The organism is Lachnoclostridium sp. An138 (assembly GCF_002160765.1).
GTDB classification, from domain to species: Bacteria; Bacillota; Clostridia; order Lachnospirales; family Lachnospiraceae; genus Laedolimicola; species Laedolimicola faecalis.
On record NZ_NFLF01000005.1, the window covers coordinates 176,401 to 193,437 of the forward strand.

General features: G+C 53.5%; 18 protein-coding genes. 3 read left to right on the top strand and 15 right to left on the bottom strand.

The window, feature by feature from the left end; genetic code table 11:
- Window positions 1-15: 15 nt before the first annotated feature.
- The 3 genes from B5E82_RS06360 to B5E82_RS06370 form a co-directional block, all read right to left on the bottom strand.
- Entirely contained in the window at window positions 16-1,680 is a 1,665-nt protein-coding gene (locus B5E82_RS06360) for a putative manganese-dependent inorganic diphosphatase (RefSeq protein WP_087306726.1), read from the bottom strand.
- Window positions 1,681-2,118: 438 nt separating this feature from the next.
- The gene (gene lepB / locus B5E82_RS06365) at window positions 2,119-2,670 is read right to left on the bottom strand and encodes a signal peptidase I (protein ID WP_087306727.1); all 552 of its coding nucleotides are present in this window, start codon (window positions 2,668-2,670) and stop codon (window positions 2,119-2,121) included.
- A 5-nt stretch (window positions 2,671-2,675) separates the two neighbouring features.
- Window positions 2,676-3,356: a hypothetical protein gene (locus tag B5E82_RS06370; protein ID WP_087306728.1), complete on the bottom strand. Its 681-nt coding sequence runs from the start codon at window positions 3,354-3,356 to the stop codon at window positions 2,676-2,678.
- A 236-nt stretch (window positions 3,357-3,592) separates the two neighbouring features.
- On the opposite strand from B5E82_RS06370, the gene B5E82_RS06375 reads away from it, so the two are divergent.
- Entirely contained in the window at window positions 3,593-4,723 is a 1,131-nt protein-coding gene (locus B5E82_RS06375; RefSeq protein ID WP_087306729.1) for a pyridoxal-phosphate-dependent aminotransferase family protein, read from the top strand.
- A 196-nt stretch (window positions 4,724-4,919) separates the two neighbouring features.
- On the opposite strand, the gene B5E82_RS06380 is transcribed toward B5E82_RS06375, so the two are convergent.
- The 5 genes from B5E82_RS06380 to B5E82_RS06400 form a co-directional block, all read right to left on the bottom strand.
- Complete coding sequence (locus B5E82_RS06380) at window positions 4,920-5,114, bottom strand: DUF951 domain-containing protein (protein ID WP_087306730.1); 195 nt, start codon at window positions 5,112-5,114, stop codon at window positions 4,920-4,922.
- Window positions 5,104-5,829 carry an NAD-dependent protein deacylase gene (locus tag B5E82_RS06385; protein ID WP_087306731.1) on the bottom strand — a complete coding sequence of 242 codons (726 nt, stop codon included), beginning with the start codon at window positions 5,827-5,829 and terminating at the stop codon, window positions 5,104-5,106. The genes B5E82_RS06380 and B5E82_RS06385 overlap by 11 nt, the downstream gene beginning before the upstream one ends.
- Window positions 5,830-5,857: 28 nt before the next feature.
- Window positions 5,858-6,655 (bottom strand): class B sortase, encoded by a 798-nt coding sequence (srtB, locus tag B5E82_RS06390; protein ID WP_087306732.1) that lies wholly within the window; start codon window positions 6,653-6,655, stop codon window positions 5,858-5,860.
- Between the two features lie 97 nt (window positions 6,656-6,752).
- Window positions 6,753-7,523, bottom strand: coding sequence for a 4'-phosphopantetheinyl transferase family protein (locus B5E82_RS06395; RefSeq protein ID WP_087306733.1), 771 nt, complete (start codon window positions 7,521-7,523; stop codon window positions 6,753-6,755).
- Between the two features lie 4 nt (window positions 7,524-7,527).
- Window positions 7,528-7,755, bottom strand: coding sequence for a hypothetical protein (locus tag B5E82_RS06400; protein ID WP_087306734.1), 228 nt, complete (start codon window positions 7,753-7,755; stop codon window positions 7,528-7,530).
- A 318-nt stretch (window positions 7,756-8,073) separates the two neighbouring features.
- Between B5E82_RS06400 and B5E82_RS06405 the strand changes: the two genes are divergently transcribed.
- Window positions 8,074-8,826: a sulfite exporter TauE/SafE family protein gene (locus B5E82_RS06405; RefSeq protein WP_087306735.1), complete on the top strand. Its 753-nt coding sequence runs from the start codon at window positions 8,074-8,076 to the stop codon at window positions 8,824-8,826.
- Window positions 8,827-8,905: 79 nt separating this feature from the next.
- Here B5E82_RS06405 and B5E82_RS06410 read toward each other — a convergent pair whose 3' ends face one another.
- Window positions 8,906-9,526, bottom strand: a complete 621-nt coding sequence (locus B5E82_RS06410; protein ID WP_087306736.1) for a PepSY domain-containing protein — start codon at window positions 9,524-9,526, stop codon at window positions 8,906-8,908.
- A gap of 165 nt (window positions 9,527-9,691) precedes the next feature.
- Here B5E82_RS06410 and B5E82_RS06415 point away from each other — a divergent pair, with 165 nt between their 5' ends.
- Window positions 9,692-10,732 carry an FAD:protein FMN transferase gene (locus B5E82_RS06415; protein ID WP_087306737.1) on the top strand — a complete coding sequence of 347 codons (1,041 nt, stop codon included), beginning with the start codon at window positions 9,692-9,694 and terminating at the stop codon, window positions 10,730-10,732.
- Between the two features lie 52 nt (window positions 10,733-10,784).
- Here the strand turns inward: B5E82_RS06415 and B5E82_RS06420 are convergent, their stop codons facing one another.
- The 6 genes from B5E82_RS06420 to B5E82_RS06445 form a co-directional block, all read right to left on the bottom strand.
- Window positions 10,785-11,390 (bottom strand): copper homeostasis protein CutC, encoded by a 606-nt coding sequence (locus B5E82_RS06420; RefSeq protein WP_087306778.1) that lies wholly within the window; start codon window positions 11,388-11,390, stop codon window positions 10,785-10,787.
- Between the two features lie 230 nt (window positions 11,391-11,620).
- A complete protein-coding gene (locus B5E82_RS06425; protein ID WP_087306738.1) occupies window positions 11,621-12,388 on the bottom strand; it encodes a hypothetical protein in 768 nt (255 codons plus the stop codon).
- A gap of 18 nt (window positions 12,389-12,406) precedes the next feature.
- Window positions 12,407-13,837: an FMN-binding protein gene (locus tag B5E82_RS06430; RefSeq protein WP_087306739.1), complete on the bottom strand. Its 1,431-nt coding sequence runs from the start codon at window positions 13,835-13,837 to the stop codon at window positions 12,407-12,409.
- A 107-nt stretch (window positions 13,838-13,944) separates the two neighbouring features.
- Entirely contained in the window at window positions 13,945-14,907 is a 963-nt protein-coding gene (locus tag B5E82_RS06435; RefSeq protein ID WP_087306740.1) for an RnfABCDGE type electron transport complex subunit D, read from the bottom strand.
- Window positions 14,904-16,283 carry an electron transport complex subunit RsxC gene (gene rsxC / locus B5E82_RS06440; RefSeq protein ID WP_087306741.1) on the bottom strand — a complete coding sequence of 460 codons (1,380 nt, stop codon included), beginning with the start codon at window positions 16,281-16,283 and terminating at the stop codon, window positions 14,904-14,906. Before rsxC ends, B5E82_RS06435 begins: the two co-directional genes overlap by 4 nt.
- Before the next feature lie 175 nt (window positions 16,284-16,458).
- Complete coding sequence (locus B5E82_RS06445; RefSeq protein ID WP_330398287.1) at window positions 16,459-17,019, bottom strand: Gx transporter family protein; 561 nt, start codon at window positions 17,017-17,019, stop codon at window positions 16,459-16,461.
- Window positions 17,020-17,037: the final 18 nt, after the last annotated feature.

The following is a 17,037-nucleotide window of genomic DNA, read 5'->3' on the forward strand; positions in this document are numbered from 1 at the left end:
CGGCTTTGCCGGAATTCACCTCATCTCTTCCATCTGCTGAATCATGCCCGCCAGAGCAGGTATCAGCTGCTTCTTTCTGGATACCAGGCCCTTCAGCTCATAGCAGTCGCTGTCATCGGGCAGCTGAAACGCTTCTTTTACCAGAGTATCCGCATTGGCCCCGCAGCAGAGCAGTTCTGTAGTCTCCCGGATAATATTGGTCAGCATAAAGAAAATCATATTGAGGCCGCTTTCCTTCAGGGCGGTGGAAATATAGGGCACGATCTTTTCCCTGATTTCCTCCAGCTCGATAGCGTTCATGGAGTTGATCTGGCCTACGCCGAACTGAATATTTCCCACGCTGAACCGCTTGAAATCCTGGAAGAAGATCTCTTCCGCTGTCCGGGCGCTTAAATTGCTGCCTGCGGAGAACATATCCACGGCCAGGTCCTCAATATCCACATCCGCAATCTTCGCCAGGCTTTCCGCCGCCGCCTTATCCACCGCCGTGCAGGTGGGCGAACGAAACATGAGCGTATCGGAAATGATGGCCGCGCAGAGCAGGCCCGCGATCTTCTTCGGGATCTCCACGCCCTTTTCCTGATACATCTGATACATGATGGTAGCCGTGCAGCCCAAAGGCTGGTTCCGGAAAAAGACGGGCGCCATAGTCTCCAGAGAACCCAGCCGGTGGTGATCGATGATCTCCAGGATCTCCGCATGCTCGATTCCGTCCACTGCCTGGGACTCCTCGTTATGGTCCACCATGATGACCTGCTTGCGCTTCAGATTCAGCAGGTTCCGTCTGGAAATCATACCTACATAATTGTCGTCCTTGTCCACAATCGGGAAATCCCGGTAGCGCTTCTGCCCCATGATCTCCCGGATATCTTCCGTCTTCTCATTCACATTGAACACGGTCAGGTTGTCCGATTTCATAAAGTACTGAATGGGCATACTCTGATTGATCAGTCTGGCTGCCGTAAATGTATCCAGCGGCGTGCTGATTACTACGCAGTTGTGCTCCTGGGCCAGCTTCTTGATGGTTATGGACACCTTGGCTCCCTCGCAGACAATGATGCAGCCGGCCTTCATCTCGATGGCGCAGAGCTGGGATTCATAACGGTTGCCCAGGATTACCAGATCCCCTTCCTCGATATAGTCTTCCATCAGATCCGGATTGGCCGCGGCAATCAGCACCTTGCCCTTATTGTAATAATCTTCGGCAGAACCTACCAGAATCTCGCCTTCCAGCGTATCAATGATGTTGCTGTACTGGGTATTGGCCTGGGCCAGAATCTTGCTGTCATACACATCCATATAGGAGGTGGTGATATCTCCAATGGTAATCAGACCTTCCAGCTTTTTCTCCTTTGTAATCGGCAGCGTCACCACACCCAGCCGCCGCATCAGATTCCAGGCCTGCTTCAGAGAGAGATTGCCGCGCACGCCTTCCGTCTTGCGTATCTCAATATCTCTCACCTGAGTCATCACATCCGCCACATACACGGGTGCCTCCGCCTGAAAAAAGTTCAGCACATACTGGGTCTCCTGATTCAGTTGTCCTGCCCTGGCAGCGATATAGCCGCCTCCCTCCACCTGATTTTTCAGGTAGGCATAGGCCAGCGCCGAGCAGATAGAATCCGTATCCGGATTCTTGTGTCCGATGATAAATACCGGTCTTGTCAAATCCTTCTCCATGATTTTTCCTTTCAAGATGGGCGTTTTCACAGCGGTCCGGCCCGCCCGGACCGCTGCCCGCTTTCCGCGTAAAGATACCCGTTTTTTCTTATTTTAACATCATACGCCGCAGCTTGGCAAGAACACTCTGCCCGATACGACGATAGAGCTTATCGGCTTGTTTTATATATTTTGCCCTAATTTTTGACTTGTCGATTGAATATTTTGTGCGTTTTCACAATAAGTTCACATTTTATTCACACTTTGTTCATATTCCATTGTTATACTAAAACCATCTTAAGAGAAGGGCTTTTCAAAAGGAATTCTCTTAGAACAGATGTAAATGCTTTCACTACACATATAGATAAATTTTTTCATAATAGCCTCGGCGTACCTGGTACGTCGGGGCACTCCTCATTTTATAAGGCAGGCCGCCAGGTCACTGACAGCCTGCCTGTTCTATTTCGTCATACCCAGATGGAAAAACACACGTCCCGTAATTTCTTCTTTCTTTACCACTCCGAAGCTTCGGGAATCCAGAGAGTTCTCCCGGTTGTCTCCCAGCACAAAGTAACAGTTTTCCGGAACAGCATACGGAAACTCCACGCCGTCCTGGACGGGAAGGGTCTTACCCATGCCTGCCAGCCCTTCCTCTTCCTCTCCGTTCACCAGAAGGGCGCCCTCCTCCGACAGCTCCACTGTGTCTCCCGGCTCCGCCACTACACGCTTGATGTACTCTATGTTATCCGAACGGTGGATAATTACAATATCGCCCGGCTGATACGCCTGATCCAGCCGGTAAAACACCACCAGTTCTCCGTCTTTCAGGGAAGGCTCCATGGAATGCCCGCTCACAAATGCCAGACCGATGCAATAATGAAAGATAATGTAGACTGCCGCGACCACCACGACACACTCCACCAGAAAACGCTTCCACTCGCGCCTTCTCTGGACCTTTTCTATCTTTCCCTCCAGAATCTCTTCCACTGACTGCTTACCAACTTTTTTCATCTGTGTTATCCTGCCTGTTCTTCTCCCTCTGCAGCCTTTACCTTGCTTTTCAGCATATGAAGACGTTCTATCAGCCTGTCCATCTCCTCACGCACCATGGCAAGCTCCCTGTTCCTCTGCTCCGTCTCTTCCTGAAGCTGCGCCTCCATCTCCCGGCGGATCTGAATCCTTGCCCGGACCACTTCTTCATCCAGCTGCTTTCTGGCCTCTTCCCGTTCCTTCTCAAGCTGCTTTCCGGCTTCTTCCCGCTCTTTCTCGAGCTGGGCTTTTGCTTCTGTCCGTTCCTTCTCAAGCTGTTCTTTTATTTCCGCTTTTTCTGTCTCCAGAGCTGCTTTCAACTGGTTCTGCTCTTCCTCAAGCGCAGCCTGAAAGTCCGCTTTTTCCTGTTCCAGCTGCTCCTTCAGGGCCTCCAGCTCCTCCTGATGCTGCTTTTTCACCTGCCCCAGCTGGCCCCGCGCCTGATCCCGCATCTGCTGGGCCCTGGCCTGATACATGGAATTCAGCTTCTGCATTTTCTCAAAGACATCTTCCTTCTGAAAACCGAACAGACTGCCTTTCAGTTTCATGTTCTTCAGGAAATCACTGATCTCCGGATAATCCACGGCAGTTACGCCCGGTACCACCTCCGGAACCTCCAGCGGCGTGTATTCTGCCGAATCCTGCTTCTCTTTTTCCTGCATCTCCATGCTTCATCCTCCCCCTGTCTGTCCGCTGCTCCTGGCAGACCGTGTTTTCTCCATCATACCCTGTAATCCTGTATTTTGCAACCTTTATTCTCTGGCAGACACTGGACTGGTCAATTTTTCAAAAACTGGATATTTGAAAACAGCCACTTTCCCGTTATAGTAGCGTAAACAAGCGCAGAAGGGCTCCGCCATCGGACCGTTTTCTGCAGACTGACTGCTTAAGGAGGTAACGAATTATGTACGACATCATGACGCCCGGGCCCACGCAGGTCCGCGGGAACGTGCTGGCCGCGCGGGCTCTGCCCTGCACCAATCCCGACCTGGACCCGGATTTTTTTACTTTCTATAAAGAAACCTGCGAGCTCATCAGCTCTCTTCTGCACACCGGGAATCAGACTCTGATTCTGGACGGCGAGGGAATCCTTGGCCTGGAAGCCGCCTGCGCCAGCCTGACTGAACCGGGCGACCGGGTGCTGGTCCTGGACAACGGCGTCTTCGGAAAGGGCTTCGCGGATTTCGTGCGCATCTACGGCGGAGAGCCTGTGCTTTACACCACAGACTATCGCCACACCCTGGACGTGGACGCGCTGGCCGCTTTTCTGGAAAAGGACCATGACTTTAAATATGCCACTGTGGTCCACTGCGACACGCCCAGCGGTATGCTCAACGACATCTCCCGCATCTGCCCTCTGCTGAACTCCTGGGGCATCCTGACCGTCGTGGATTCTGTGTCCGCCATGTTCGGCGAAGAGGTCCGTGTGGATGATTTCTGCATCGATCTGCTCTGCGGCGGCTCCCAGAAAGCTGTCTCCGCTCCTCCGGGACTGACCTTTGTGACAATAAGCCCGGCTGCCTGGAAAACCATGAAGGAGCGCAGGACTCCCATCGCCTCCTTCTATGCGAATCTCCTGGCCTTCGACGGCTATTTTGAAAAGCAGTGGTTTCCCTACACCATGCCCATCAGCGATATCCGGGGACTGCGCGCGGCCTTTGAAAATATTCAGGCCGACTCAGACATGCTTCTCCGCCATGCCCGGATCGCCCGGGCTGTCCGCACCGCTCTGACGAGCTGCGGCCTCAGGCTTCATACCCGGGATGGCTGGTCCAATACCGTCTCTGTCTTCGACGTGCCTGCGGGAACCACGGCCTCCGCCATTCTCACCGCGCTCCGCGAAGATCACAATCTGATGCTGGCCGGTTCTTTCGACGTGCTGGAAGGCCAGGTCATCCGTATCGGCCATATGGGGGAAAATGCCCGGGAGGAAAAGCTTGCGGCCGTCATGAAGGCGCTGGACGCCGTCTTGGCGAAACTGGGCGTACCGCTTACGGGAAGACTGGAGGAAGTCTACAGAAACTCTCTTACCTGAATCCGCCGACGGAGCAGAAAAACAGAAAGGAGACAGTTCCGCATGGATTCAGCTCTTCTAAAAGCCTGAATCCCGCAGTCTGTCTCCTTTCCGAATATTCAAAGCATTCCCTATTAAAAAATATCCCAGTGTTTCTCAGCGCCGGTATACCTGGGGACACTGCAGGCAAAACAGCTGAATTTCCGCTCCGCGCTGTCTATGTTCCAGCCCCATCCGGCGTCCGGATTCCTCTGGTGTTCTTCTCCACCAGCCGTCTCGCAATCATAACCTGATGGCCGCAGCCCAGACATTTCAGCCGGAAATCCGCCCCGACTCTTAAAATCTCCCACTCGGAACTCCCGCAGGGGTGTGGTTTCTTCAGCTTTACAATATCTCCTACCTTATATTCCACTGAGCACCTCTCCTATATTTCCCTGGATCAGCAGGTCAGCCTGCCGGTCTCTGGGCGTCGCGTCCCGATTAATCAGCACCAGATGCCTGCCGGAGAAATAATCAATCAGCCCGGCCGCCGGATACACTGCAAGAGACGTACCGCCGATAATCAGCATGTCAGCTCTGGAAATGGCATTCACCGCTCCCCGAATCACCTTGCTGTCCAGTCCCTCTTCATAAAGTACTACATCCGGCTTGATGACGCCGCCGCAGCTGCATCTGGGAACGCCCTCTGACTCCAGAATATACCGGGCATCATAGAATGCGCCGCAGCGCTGGCAGTAATTCCGGTGAACAGAACCATGCAGTTCATAAACACATTTGCTGCCGGCCATCTGATGAAGGCCGTCGATGTTCTGAGTAACCACCGCCGTCAGCTTTCCACGCTCCTCCAGTTCAGCCAGTTTCTTATGGGCCGCGTTGGGCTTTGCGTCCAGACAGAGCATCTTTTTTCGGTAAAACCGGTAAAATTCCTCCGTATGGCTCACAAAAAAGGTATGGCTCAGAATCGTCTCCGGCGGATACTTCCACTCCTGATGATAGAGCCCGTCTGTGCTCCGAAAATCGGGAATCCCGCTCTCCGTAGACACGCCTGCCCCTCCAAAAAACACAATGGAGCCGCATTCCTCCACATACTCTTTCAGAAGCTTCACCTTATCCTGGTTCACAGCCATCCCTTCTTTCTCTTAATTACACTCTTTCTCAATATACCTTCTTTGCATGCACAAGGTATCTGTGTTCACCGCTCTTGGTACAGGTGGACAGCGTAATAATATAATCATCCTTTGTCACAGTCACCCCTGTATCATAGGAGGAACGGCTTTTCAGCGTCTGCAGAAACGTCTCATACTGCTCGTCCGGCGCAAAGCCAATCGTATAGCTGTCGCTCTCAGAGGGCGATTCATAAACGGAAAAAATCTGATATGCGTGCGTTCCGTCCGCCAAATCAATATACACCGTAGGATGCGCCACCAGATAAGAAGGCGATTCATAATTCTTCAGTCCCGCAAACATGGAACCGTTTTTCATATTATGTCCGTAAATAATGGTATGCAGATCTGTGAAATCCGCGCTGTTCAGCGTCTCTACAAAGATGCTTCCGGCACTGTTTATCTTCTTGCTGAAGGTATGATTCAGATAATAGGAATCATCTCCCGTCTGCATCAGCGGATAGCTGATTCCCGTCCCCGGGATCTCGATCCAGCCCACGGTATCCGAATTCTGTGCCTGCAGCTCGCTCAGGGCCACGCGCTGCACCCGTTCTTCCTCCGTGCCGTCTTCTCCCGTCTCCTCTGTTCCGGCATCTCCGGTCCCTTCTCCGTCCTCCGGCACCTCCGCCATCACATACTGCTGCAAATCATCATATTCATCCGTGCCGGCCTTATACTCCAAAAATATATCAGACAGCTGCCAGATACTCAAACCCAGCGCCGCCACACAGACGCACAGCACAATCAGCAGCGGTACAGGCATTTTTTTCTTTTTCTGTTTTTTTGCCATAATGACTCCTCACCTCTTCCTCATTCTATCAGACTGACCTGTAAAAAGCCAGAACAAAATTCCATTCCAGACAGGGACGAAACGGATTTCCAGGCCTTCAGCGGCCAGAACGCTCTTCTTCCGAAAGCGTTCCCAAAAGAATCCATTCCGGATACTCCGCAAAATCCGCTTCCTCCGAACAGGCTGCCAGGCTGTATTCTCCGCCTTCCAGCTCATACTGCCGGATATAACAGGCTTCCCTGCGGATATTCTGGGAAACCCGGATGACTGCCCCGCCCCCTTCTGATGACTGGGCCGTCTCGGCCTCTTCCACGGTACAGAAGGAATCCAGCCGCAGACGCAGGCCTTCTCCCACCGCTTTCAGAAAGCTTTCCTTACGGACCCAGAGATCATAAAAGGCTCTCTCCTTCATATCCTCCGGCTCTGCCGCAAGAACCTTCTGTTCCCCTGGATGAAATCTGCGGGCAATCCGTTCCTGATTCAGCCGGCTTCTGCGCTGCTCCACATCCACGCCCACGGTCTTTGCCCCGATAGCGCAGGCCGCAAGTCTGCCGCTGTGGGAAATGCTGATGCAGATCTCCTCGTGACCCTTTAGAAAGGGCTTGCCGCGCTCGTCTTTTTCCACCCGGAATGTGCCCGCCAGCTCCGGATACTCTTTTTCCAGCGCCCGCATCAGAAGACGGCGCGCTGCTGCCGACTGGCTGCGGGCGCGCCTGCCGCCGGGACCGCCGGCCCCCTTCCCGGATTCTTCGGCCTCCGGTTCTATTGCGGCTGATTCCATTTCAACCGGTTTCATTACGGCCGGTTCCACTTCGCCCGGCTCCATTTCAGCCGGCTCCGGAATCTCAGCCAGATAGATCCGCACCATAGCCTCAGGACTCCGCCTGGGTGCCTTTTATGCCGGCTTTCTTTTTCTGCGCATCCAGCAGCTCCATCAGAGCCTCGTCGCTGTCAGAAATCCACACATCCTCTTCCTCTGCGTTCAGGCCCAGATATTCCCGCAGCGTACAGGGCTCGTCGCTGTTGCCCCAGTCTTCAATATATCGGTCTATTTCCTCAAAAGGAATCTCTCCGGCCAGATATCTCTCTTTAAACTTCATCTTTCCCTCCCTGCAGTTCCGCGCCGCGCGCAGGAACCGGATTCTTCTGCTATTATAACACGTCTTATCCATACCCACAAAACATTTCTGTATTGCGGCAGGTTTTTATTTCGCTTTTATTTCTGCTTTTATTTCTGCATTCCGGCGCTATTGACAGCCTGCTCCTCTTTGGCTAAAATAGCGTGGGTAAAACAGATCTATGACCGGATATTTCGGGTTTTCAGCCTCTTTTCCCTGCGGTCCCGGACACCGGAAGAAACAAATGTCTGGCTGAAACAGAAAAATACATCAATCAATTTACAGAAAGAAGGCTCTGTCATGGAAGTTACGCTTCATATGCTTTTAATCATATGCCCCCTGGTATTTCTTGCGGGACTCGTCGATTCCATCGGCGGAGGCGGCGGCCTGATCTCGCTGCCTGCCTACCTTTTCGCGGGAATCCCGCCTCACATGGCTATTGCGACCAATAAACTTTCTTCATCTCTGGGCACTACCATTTCCGCTGCCCGTCTTTTCAAATATATGGATCTGCCTCTGGCCGGAGCCTGCGTCATCTGCTCTCTGGCCGGATCGGCCGCCGGCTCCTCTCTTGCGCTGACTGCCAGCGAAGCGCTGATTCAGTTCATGCTTCTGCCGGTGCTCCCGGTTGCCGCCTATTATGTGCTGCGCAAAAAAGATTTGAATCAGCCCAAACAGGAAAAACTGTCCCGGCAGAAGACATTTCTGATCTCCATGCCGGTCTCTTTTCTTGTAGGCATCTATGACGGTTTTTACGGTCCCGGCACAGGCACCTTTCTGATCCTTTTATATACCAGCCTGGCAAAACTGGACCTTCTTACCGCCTCTGCAAACACAAAGGCTGTAAACCTTGCTTCCAACATCGGCGCCCTCGCCGTCTTTATCCTGAACGGCAAGGTCTTTTTCGGACTCGGCCTGCCTGCCGCTCTCTTCTGCATCGCTGGCCACTACCTGGGCGCGGGTATGGTCGTCAAAAACGGAACGCGGATCGTAAAGCCGGTAATTCTGACTGTGCTGGCCATACTGTTCCTCAAAGTGCTGATAGGAGAGTAAGACAGATCCGTTCTTTCCTTTAGCCGGCGCCGGTACGGCGGGAGCGATTTCCCCGCCGCGCCGGCGCCATATTCCTGTCTTATTCTCTCATATCCGCGTTCCAGTCAAAGATAATCCCCGTCTGGGCATCCAGCTCAAACTCATATTTGATTCCATTCCAAAACAGTTCTCCCTCAAACCGGCTCCGCCCATCATCGCTTTCCTGCCAGATCTGCACCTCATCCGCAGAAGCCCCGCCTGCTTTGCCGGCCGCTATGCTTCTGGCCCCGTCTTCATCTACCGGCGAACCGCCAAGAGAATCCAGCCACTCTTCGTCCACCTCATAATCCGCTCCGACGATCCTCCCATCCGCGGAAGCTATCTCATACTCGTAATCGCCATAGTCTGTCTCAAACTCCACCTGCCAGATGGAAATATCGTTCTCTCTGTCTTTCTCTACTTTTACATTGTACGCGTCGTCCTCCGGCACCTCCGCATTCTCCAGCGCCAGCGCAAACGCGCCGTCCCTGTCTATCTCTCCGGCGGAAGCTTCCTCTCCCGTCTGTCCTTCCATTATCTGTGTCTCCTGTACCTGTACCGGCCCGGACTCCTGCTGCCCGCCGGAGGAAACCCACTGTTCTCCGCCAGCGCTTCCACAACCCGTCAGAGCAAGGCAGAGCAGCGCCGCGCCTGCGGCTGCCGGCCATTTTTTTCTGTTCATACCGTTCTTCCCCCTTCCTGCGCCGCAAATTGCAGTTCTACCACTACTTTAACGGATTTCTCAGATTTTCACAACAGTTATCTTGTAAACCGCAGAGGGTCTATGGTAACATATCTACGTTCACTTTTTCAGATATCATCACCAGGTTTGTTTCAGGAGGTTTTCATGACAGATAAAAAGAAGCTGATCTTTGTTCTCATTCCGCTGGCAGTTGTTGTTCTGGCTGTCTTCGCGTTTTTCTATTCCAGACAGATCCGGCAGCAGCAGGACCCAATCACGGCTACAGCGTTCAAATTGAATACCGTAGTCACTATCACTGTTTACGACTCTCAGGATCAGGGGATTCTGGACGGCGCCCTGGCGCTCTGCGATGAATACGAACGGATTTTCAGCCGCACTTTGGAAGAAAGCGAGCTGTACCAGCTCAATGCCGGCACGCTGCCCCAGGAAAATGGAGCTTTTCTTCTGTCAGACTCCCTCTCGGATCTGATCTCCCAGGGACTTTATTACAGTAATCTATCCGGCGGAGCTTTTGATATCTCCATTGCTCCGGTATCCTCTCTCTGGGATTTCACCTCCGGAGAAGCTGTGCTGCCGGATGAGCAGGCGCTTTCCGAAGCTCTCCCCCTTGTGGACCACAGCCAGATCTTTCTCGACGGAAACAGCCTGCGTTTTGGAATGGAGGGGATGGAGCTCGACCTGGGCGCCATCGCAAAGGGCTATATCGCAGACCGGATCAAGGATTATCTCGTATCCCGAGGCGTAGAAAGCGCGATCATCGACCTGGGCGGAAATATTCTCTGCGTCGGGGAACGCACCGACGGGACTCCCTTCCGCATCGGCATTCAGCGTCCTTTCGCAGACCGGAGCGAGACGGCCGCCATTGTGGAGATAGACGGGAAATCGGTCGTCTCCTCGGGAATCTATGAGCGGTATTTTGAAAAGGACGGCGTACTTTACCACCACATTCTGAACCCGGACACCGGCTATCCCTACGACAACGGCCTTGTGTCTGTGACCATTATTTCTGATGAGTCCGTAGACGGCGACGGCTTAAGCACCTCCTGTTTCGCCCTCGGACTGGAAAAGGGCATGGAGCTGATTGACAGCCTGCCGGATGTGTATGCGGTTTTCATCACAGAGGATGGCGGGCTGCATTTCAGCGAAGGCTTTGAGGATGCCTTTTCCGTGTCTTATGGGGAATAGAGCCTGCCTGGTCTGCTAAGCGCCCGGTCCATACAGAATATTCAGCAGGTTCCTACACTATTTTCTTCCCATGAAAAGAGGTCACTTTAAGCTGACCAGCCAGCTCTGCCAGATTCTCCTTCGTAATCCTTCCGGCGGCAACTACCTCCAGATTCGGAATGTCCTGAAGCTCCCGGATTCGCTCCAGTCCCGCCAGAGCAGTCTCCTGCTGCCCCGATGTCAAAACCCGGTCAATCAGGCCCTGACTGCTTAAGCTCCGGACCGCCTCCACATAATCCGGCGTCTCATCTATGGCCTTATGGAACGTCACTTTCAGAGCGCCCCTGCACTCCGCGATCTTCTTCATTTTCTCAAAATCCACCCGGTGATCTTCCCGCAGAATCCCGGTGGAGATACCGTCTACGCCCAGCTCCCGGCAGATGCGTATATCCTCCAGCATCACCTGGAATTCCCCGTCGTCATAGACGAAACTTCCTCCTCTGGGCCGTATCATGACTACAATCGGAATCCGCAGAAGCTCCCGGCAGACCTTAATCGTCCCATAAGAAGGCGTCGTTCCCTCCTCCGCCAGATTTTCGCAGAGCTCAATACGGTCCGCGCCTCTTTCCTGCGCCTGAAGCGCTTCCCTTAAATTTCCTACTGCTGCTTCTTTTATCATTTCTTTCTCCTCCGGAATCTTAAGTTTTCTCACACATATTCTGCGCTCCTGTAAGTTTTTGGATGCGTCTTTCTTCACTATAACAGACACCAGCGCTCTGCACAAGCTCTTGCCTATGCAAAAACGCAAAGAACGGCACACAAAAGCGGAATGCAGACGCCATTTCCCTCTTTCCGGAAATAAGGCTCCGCACTCCGCCCGCTTTACATTTCAAACCTGTTTTAGTACTTTTAGTAAATGCTCAGTATCATATAGATAATCCCGGCTGCCAGCATATCCACCGGCAGTCCGCAGTAAGCTTTGCTCACCCGGGAAAACTTCAGCGTCTGCTTTACAGAGAAGAACAAAGCCACGGGTATCACAATCGTCAGAACTAGACCTGCCGTCTCTCCGAAGATCCTTGTGGTAAAAGGATGCAGAAGAAGCATGGCGGGAACCGCTGCCAGAAAGCTGTTCTGCCCTCTGCAGTCCTTTTTCAGAACTCCGTTTGTAAATGCCAGGACAAGACCCGCCGCGATAAAGGCGAAGCTCACTTCTCCAAAGGCCGCCGACTGAAAGCCGAGCTTCAGAACCGTATTGCCGAAAATCTGTCCGCCTGCCGCAAATTCACGGGCAACAGCCAGAAGAATCCAGAAACCCCAGGCAATGGCGGATTCCCACAGAAGGTCTCCGTAATCTGCCTCAATATCGCCGCGCAGTGCCTGATGGGCGCACAGAAGACCAATCACAAAGGTCATCAGCCACACGCCGGTGTCAAGCAGGGTTCCAAGCGCCGCAAAGCCGACCAGGAACACAGAGGCACACACCGCTCCGGAAGCGATATAGACGCAGAGACGAAGGCTCCATGCAGGAAGGATCTTTTCCAGAAGATTCTTTAATAATTCCGCAAATACCACAGACAAAATCACAAGGATTCCGGCTGCAAAGGCTTCCCTCATACCCGCGGAAAACAATACGATTCCCAGGGCAAAGGCTTCTGCCGGATACTTTAGTTTCATATCGAATCCCCCGTTTCCTTATTTCACTGTCTGCAGAAAGCTGTACGCGTTATTGATGGCTGTCACAGCCGCCGTAGAGGATCTGGTCGCTCCGGATATACCGTCTACCTGCGTACCGTTCTGGGAAGCTGTCTCACCGGCAGTCTCTGTTCCCTCTGCCGCTCCAGCCTCTTCTGCCTCAGCCGTCTCCATGTTCTCCGGATGCTCGATTCCGGCAGCCTGATCAATACACTGCTGTGCCAGACTGATAAAGCCATTGACAGAAATGCTTACGCCGGACACTGCGTCCGTCTTTCCTTCCGCGTCCGGATTCAGGAAACTTAAGGACTGATTTTCAATCAGGGCTTCTGCCAGAGCCTTTGACTGTTCTGCCCAGGTCGGACCGTCCTCCGTCATCACATACTCGCCATTCTCAGACATCACGCTCTTTAAGGAACCGTCTTCTGCTACTGCTTCCCAGTTGACCTCTGTAATTTTCCCATCTGCCACGGTAATCGTCACCTGATCCGTGTATCCGTTGGACGCCTCAGAGGCTGCTGCCTGATAGGTTCCGTCCTCAAGCTCTAAGGCTGCCTCCTGAGGCTGTGCGATACCTGCCGCCTGCTCCAGACACTGTGCCGCCAGACTGATAAAACCATTTACAGAAATGCTTACGCCGGAAACCGCGTCCGTCTTTCCTTCCGCGTTCGGATTCAGGAAGCTTAAGGACTGATTTTCAATCAGAGCCTCTGCAAGCGCCCTGGACTGCTCTGCCCAAGTCAGGCCATCCTCGGTCATCACATACTCGCCATTCTCGGAAAGCACAGTCTTAGAAGAACCGTCTTCTCCAACAGAATCCCAGGTCACTTCCGTAATCTTTCCGTCTGCCACAGTCATAGACACCTGATCCGTATAGCCGTCGGAAGGCTCGCCCACCGCTTCATAGGTTCCATCGTTTAAAGCCGCGCCCTCCAGAGCCGCCAGCGTCTCCGCCATATCTGTGGTTCCTGCTTCAGCGCTCTCATCAGAAGTGTCTGCCGCTCCACTGGTGCTTCCTTCCGCCTCCACGGTCATTCCCGGCAGATAAACCGGGGCCTTGGCGCCCGCGAACTGATCCAGGAACTCCGGCTCCGTAATTCTGGAGCCCAGAGTCTCTGTCTCGTTCTGCTCCAGCACTTCCACCTGGCGCAGTGTCTGCGCGTCATCCTCAAAGGTTACCCGCAGTACGATATCGCCTGCATAGCCGGCCTGCCGTACCGTCACCATATAACCGCCGTCCTCCAGGCGGACCGCTTCCTCAATACCTTCCGCGCCGCTGACATCAAACTCTTCCGCGGCAGCAGTCTCTCCGGACTGCGCGCTGCCTCCTGCCATATCCTGGGACAGGACTCTCGCTCCGGCAATCACACCGAACGACAGAGCCGTCACTACTATCAATGCAAGAATTCCTCTTAATTCTTTATTCTTCATATTCTTTCATTCCCTTTCTTCCCCCCAGGGGGTCTTCTCTTCCGCTTTCAGCGGAATTCACCTTACCCCCCAGGGGGTCTTCTCTTCCGCTTTCAGCGGAATTCACCTTACACTTTTCTGGTTCCGTATACGTGTCTCTTATTCAGCAGAGAAAGTCCTCCCGCGAGACAATTAGCCGTCAGGATTCCAAAGCAGATTCCTTCCGGATAAATGCTGAATATACGAATGGCTGCTGTGATGACTCCCGCCGTGACCGCGTACAGAAGTCTTCCCCTCCTGGTCACAAAGGCATAGTCTGTCAGCATGTAGCAGGCTCCCATGATCAGTCCGCCTCCGAAGAGATTCAGCAGAATATCTCCGGTAAAAAGTCCTGCCGGTCCGAACACAAAGGTCAGGACAAGCACTGTCACAATATACGTGACTGCTGCTTCCGCATTGACGATTCCCATATAGCACATATACGCAAAGCCCACCAGAAGAAGAAGTTTGCTGGTCTCTCCCAGCGCTCCGGGTATCTCTCCCAGGAACATCTGCAGATAGCTGTATCCGGCCTCTCCTCCGGTCTTCACCGCTCCCAGAACGGTTGCGGAGGACACCGCGTCCGCATTCAGGGTCACAGGAGCGATATACTGCATAACCGCGCCCGGCCATACCACCATGGCCAGAAGGCGGCCCATAAGCGCCGGATTCGCAAAGTTATTGCCGATGCCGCCGAACATCTGCTTCACCACCAGAATGCTGAATACAGATGTCAGCACCACGACCCAGCCCGGAGCCGTCGCCGGCATGTTGAAAGCCAGAAGCATACCAGTAACCACTGCGCTGAAATCCCCTGCCGTAATCTGTTTCTTTGTAATCTTCTGCCACAGGTATTCCGTCAGCACGCACACGGCTACAGAAAGAGCCGTCAGATACAGGGCGCGGATTCCGAAGAAATACACGGCTCCCAGAAGAGCCGGAATCAGAGAAATAGCCACATGAAGCATCACCCATCTGGTTGTCCGCTCTGTGCGCACATGGGGCCCATTGATTACCCTTGCAGGCTTTGTCACTGTTCCCGCATGATTCATGCCTTCTTCACCGCCCTTTCCCTCATTCTCTGCTTCACCGCGTCCCTTGCCATCCGCGTCCGCACAGTCAGCTCACGCTTTGCGGGACAGATGTAGGAGCAGCAGCCGCAGGCAATACACTCACTGGCATAAAGCTTTTCGCAGAGTTCATAGTCCTCCTGCTGAAACGCAAAATCAATCTGCCAGGGAACCAGGCCTGCCGGGCAGGCGTTCTCACAGCCGCCGCAGCGAATGCAGGGCTGCTCTTCCCAGGCCGAATCCGGAAGTACAAGAATTCCGGATGTATTTTTCGTAATATAAAACAGTTCCTCTTCCCCGTTCCAGTCCGAAGCCACACAGGGGCCGGTCATGGGGCCTCCGGCTATCACCCTGTTCTGCGGTACAGTCACACCGCCCGCAAGCTCCACCAGCTCCTTCGCGGAAGTACCGATGGGAACACGGTAATTTCCTGGATTTTTCACCCAGCCGGTTACCGTCACAATGCGCCGTGTCAGCGGCATGTGGCCCAGAATCATGTCTGCAGCCGCTTTGGCAGTTCCCACATTGGAGACAATCACTCCCACATCCGCCGGCAGGCCTCCCATGGGAACTTCCCGGCCCGTAACCGCCTGAATCAGCTGGCGCTCACCGCCTTCCGGGTATTTGGTGGGAAATATCTTAACCTCCACCTGCTCGCCGCTTTCCATGATTCCCTGATTCCGCGCTTCCTCAAGAATACGGCTCAGGTTCTCTGCCGCCTGGGGCTTATTGTCCTCCAGACAGATACAGGCCCGCTCCGCTCCTGAAGCCTTCAGAAGAAGACGCGCGCCATTTACCAGCGCATAACCCTCTTCCAGCATCAGCCGGTAATCACAGGTCAGGTAGGGCTCGCACTCCGCTCCGTTAATCAGAAGCGTATCGATATCCTTGTCTGTCTCATACTTTTTATGAGCAGGAAAACCAGCTCCTCCCATTCCTGTCAGTCCGCCGTCCCGGATTCCCGCCAGGATCTCTTCCCGCGAAATTTCCCGGATATCCGCCGCTGCCGTTCTATAGGAAGCGCTGCTCTCCGCGCACTCTTTTTCCCTCTGTATCACACAGGCCAGAAGTTTCCTTCCCTGGTTCACGACTTCTCTCACATCCAGAACCGTTCCGCTTACGCTGGCATGAAGCGGAGCCGCCATGAACGCCTCCGGCTCTCCTATCAGCTGGCCTTCTTCCACAGTATCGCCCGGCTGCACCAAAAGGCGGCATTTACCGCCAAAAGACTGCTCAGATAAAATAGTGACTGTTGAGGGCTCATACTGCTGTATGGCCGCATCCATAGACAGTGCCTTATCTGAACCATCCGTAGGATGCACACCTCCCGGAAATACAGATTTTCCTTTTTTCTGCATATCCTGTTCTCCTTTAACCTCTTTGCTTGTTAAAATATTCACACGTTTTGTATCTTACCACACCCCTGCCGCCTTGACAAGGGTTTTGTTCCAATCGCAGCGTATTTCCATTCGCTGCTTTTCATTCGCCGCTTTCCGCCGGCTGACGTTCCCCCGGCAACAGTGATTTCCCCCGTCAGCTGTAGTTTTTCCCGGAAAGTCTCTTCAGAATCAGCTGCGCGCAGATTCCCGTGAAGGCTCCTGCCAGGCAGCCGGACACAAGGAGAAACGGCAGGTAGGCAAACACTCCCGGCGTCTGCGTAACCAGAACCGCCGCCGTCAGCTGTCCGATATTGTGCAGGACTGCTCCCATAACACTGCTGAGCCAGATATATTTCTCTTCGATCACTTTGCGCAGAAGAAGCATCCCCGCCAGGCAGAAGATACTTCCAGACAGGCTGTAAATCAGCGTAGACATAACTCCTCCGAACAGAGCGCCCAGAAATACCCGCACAAAGACAATCATCATCACTTCTGCAGGCCGGTAATGGTACACCGCATACACGGTAATGATATTGGCCAGTCCGAGCTTCACTCCCGGAATCGGGAAGGGATTTGGGATCTGCAGCTCTACCACAAATATAATCAGGGCGACGGCCGTCAGCATCGCCAGTTCTGTCAGTCTTTTTGTCTTCAATCGCAACTCCTCTCCGGTTCCGGCATTCAGGCTTCCGATTCCTTCTCTTCCGCTCCGCATGGCTTGGCCCGCCTTTTC

Excerpts from the sequence above, each read along its gene's own strand:
- srtB (WP_087306732.1), bottom strand. The coding sequence starts at position 6,655 with ATGGCAAAAAAACAGAAAAAGAAAAAAATGCCTGTACCGCTGCTGATT.
- B5E82_RS06410 (WP_087306736.1), bottom strand. The coding sequence starts at position 9,526 with ATGAACAGAAAAAAATGGCCGGCAGCCGCAGGCGCGGCGCTGCTCTGC.
- B5E82_RS06360 (WP_087306726.1), bottom strand. The coding sequence starts at position 1,680 with ATGGAGAAGGATTTGACAAGACCGGTATTTATCATCGGACACAAGAAT.
- B5E82_RS06430 (WP_087306739.1), bottom strand. The coding sequence starts at position 13,837 with ATGAAGAATAAAGAATTAAGAGGAATTCTTGCATTGATAGTAGTGACG.
- B5E82_RS06395 (WP_087306733.1), bottom strand. The coding sequence starts at position 7,523 with ATGGTGCGGATCTATCTGGCTGAGATTCCGGAGCCGGCTGAAATGGAG.
- B5E82_RS06415 (WP_087306737.1), top strand. The coding sequence starts at position 9,692 with ATGACAGATAAAAAGAAGCTGATCTTTGTTCTCATTCCGCTGGCAGTT.
- B5E82_RS06425 (WP_087306738.1), bottom strand. The coding sequence starts at position 12,388 with ATGAAACTAAAGTATCCGGCAGAAGCCTTTGCCCTGGGAATCGTATTG.
- B5E82_RS06375 (WP_087306729.1), top strand. The coding sequence starts at position 3,593 with ATGTACGACATCATGACGCCCGGGCCCACGCAGGTCCGCGGGAACGTG.
- rsxC (WP_087306741.1), bottom strand. The coding sequence starts at position 16,283 with ATGCAGAAAAAAGGAAAATCTGTATTTCCGGGAGGTGTGCATCCTACG.
- B5E82_RS06445 (WP_330398287.1), bottom strand. The coding sequence starts at position 17,019 with ATGCGGAGCGGAAGAGAAGGAATCGGAAGCCTGAATGCCGGAACCGGA.
- B5E82_RS06370 (WP_087306728.1), bottom strand. The coding sequence starts at position 3,356 with ATGGAGATGCAGGAAAAAGAGAAGCAGGATTCGGCAGAATACACGCCG.
- lepB (WP_087306727.1), bottom strand. The coding sequence starts at position 2,670 with ATGAAAAAAGTTGGTAAGCAGTCAGTGGAAGAGATTCTGGAGGGAAAG.
- B5E82_RS06420 (WP_087306778.1), bottom strand. The coding sequence starts at position 11,390 with ATGATAAAAGAAGCAGCAGTAGGAAATTTAAGGGAAGCGCTTCAGGCG.
- B5E82_RS06385 (WP_087306731.1), bottom strand. The coding sequence starts at position 5,829 with ATGGCTGTGAACCAGGATAAGGTGAAGCTTCTGAAAGAGTATGTGGAG.
- B5E82_RS06435 (WP_087306740.1), bottom strand. The coding sequence starts at position 14,907 with ATGAATCATGCGGGAACAGTGACAAAGCCTGCAAGGGTAATCAATGGG.
- B5E82_RS06405 (WP_087306735.1), top strand. The coding sequence starts at position 8,074 with ATGGAAGTTACGCTTCATATGCTTTTAATCATATGCCCCCTGGTATTT.
- B5E82_RS06400 (WP_087306734.1), bottom strand. The coding sequence starts at position 7,755 with ATGAAGTTTAAAGAGAGATATCTGGCCGGAGAGATTCCTTTTGAGGAA.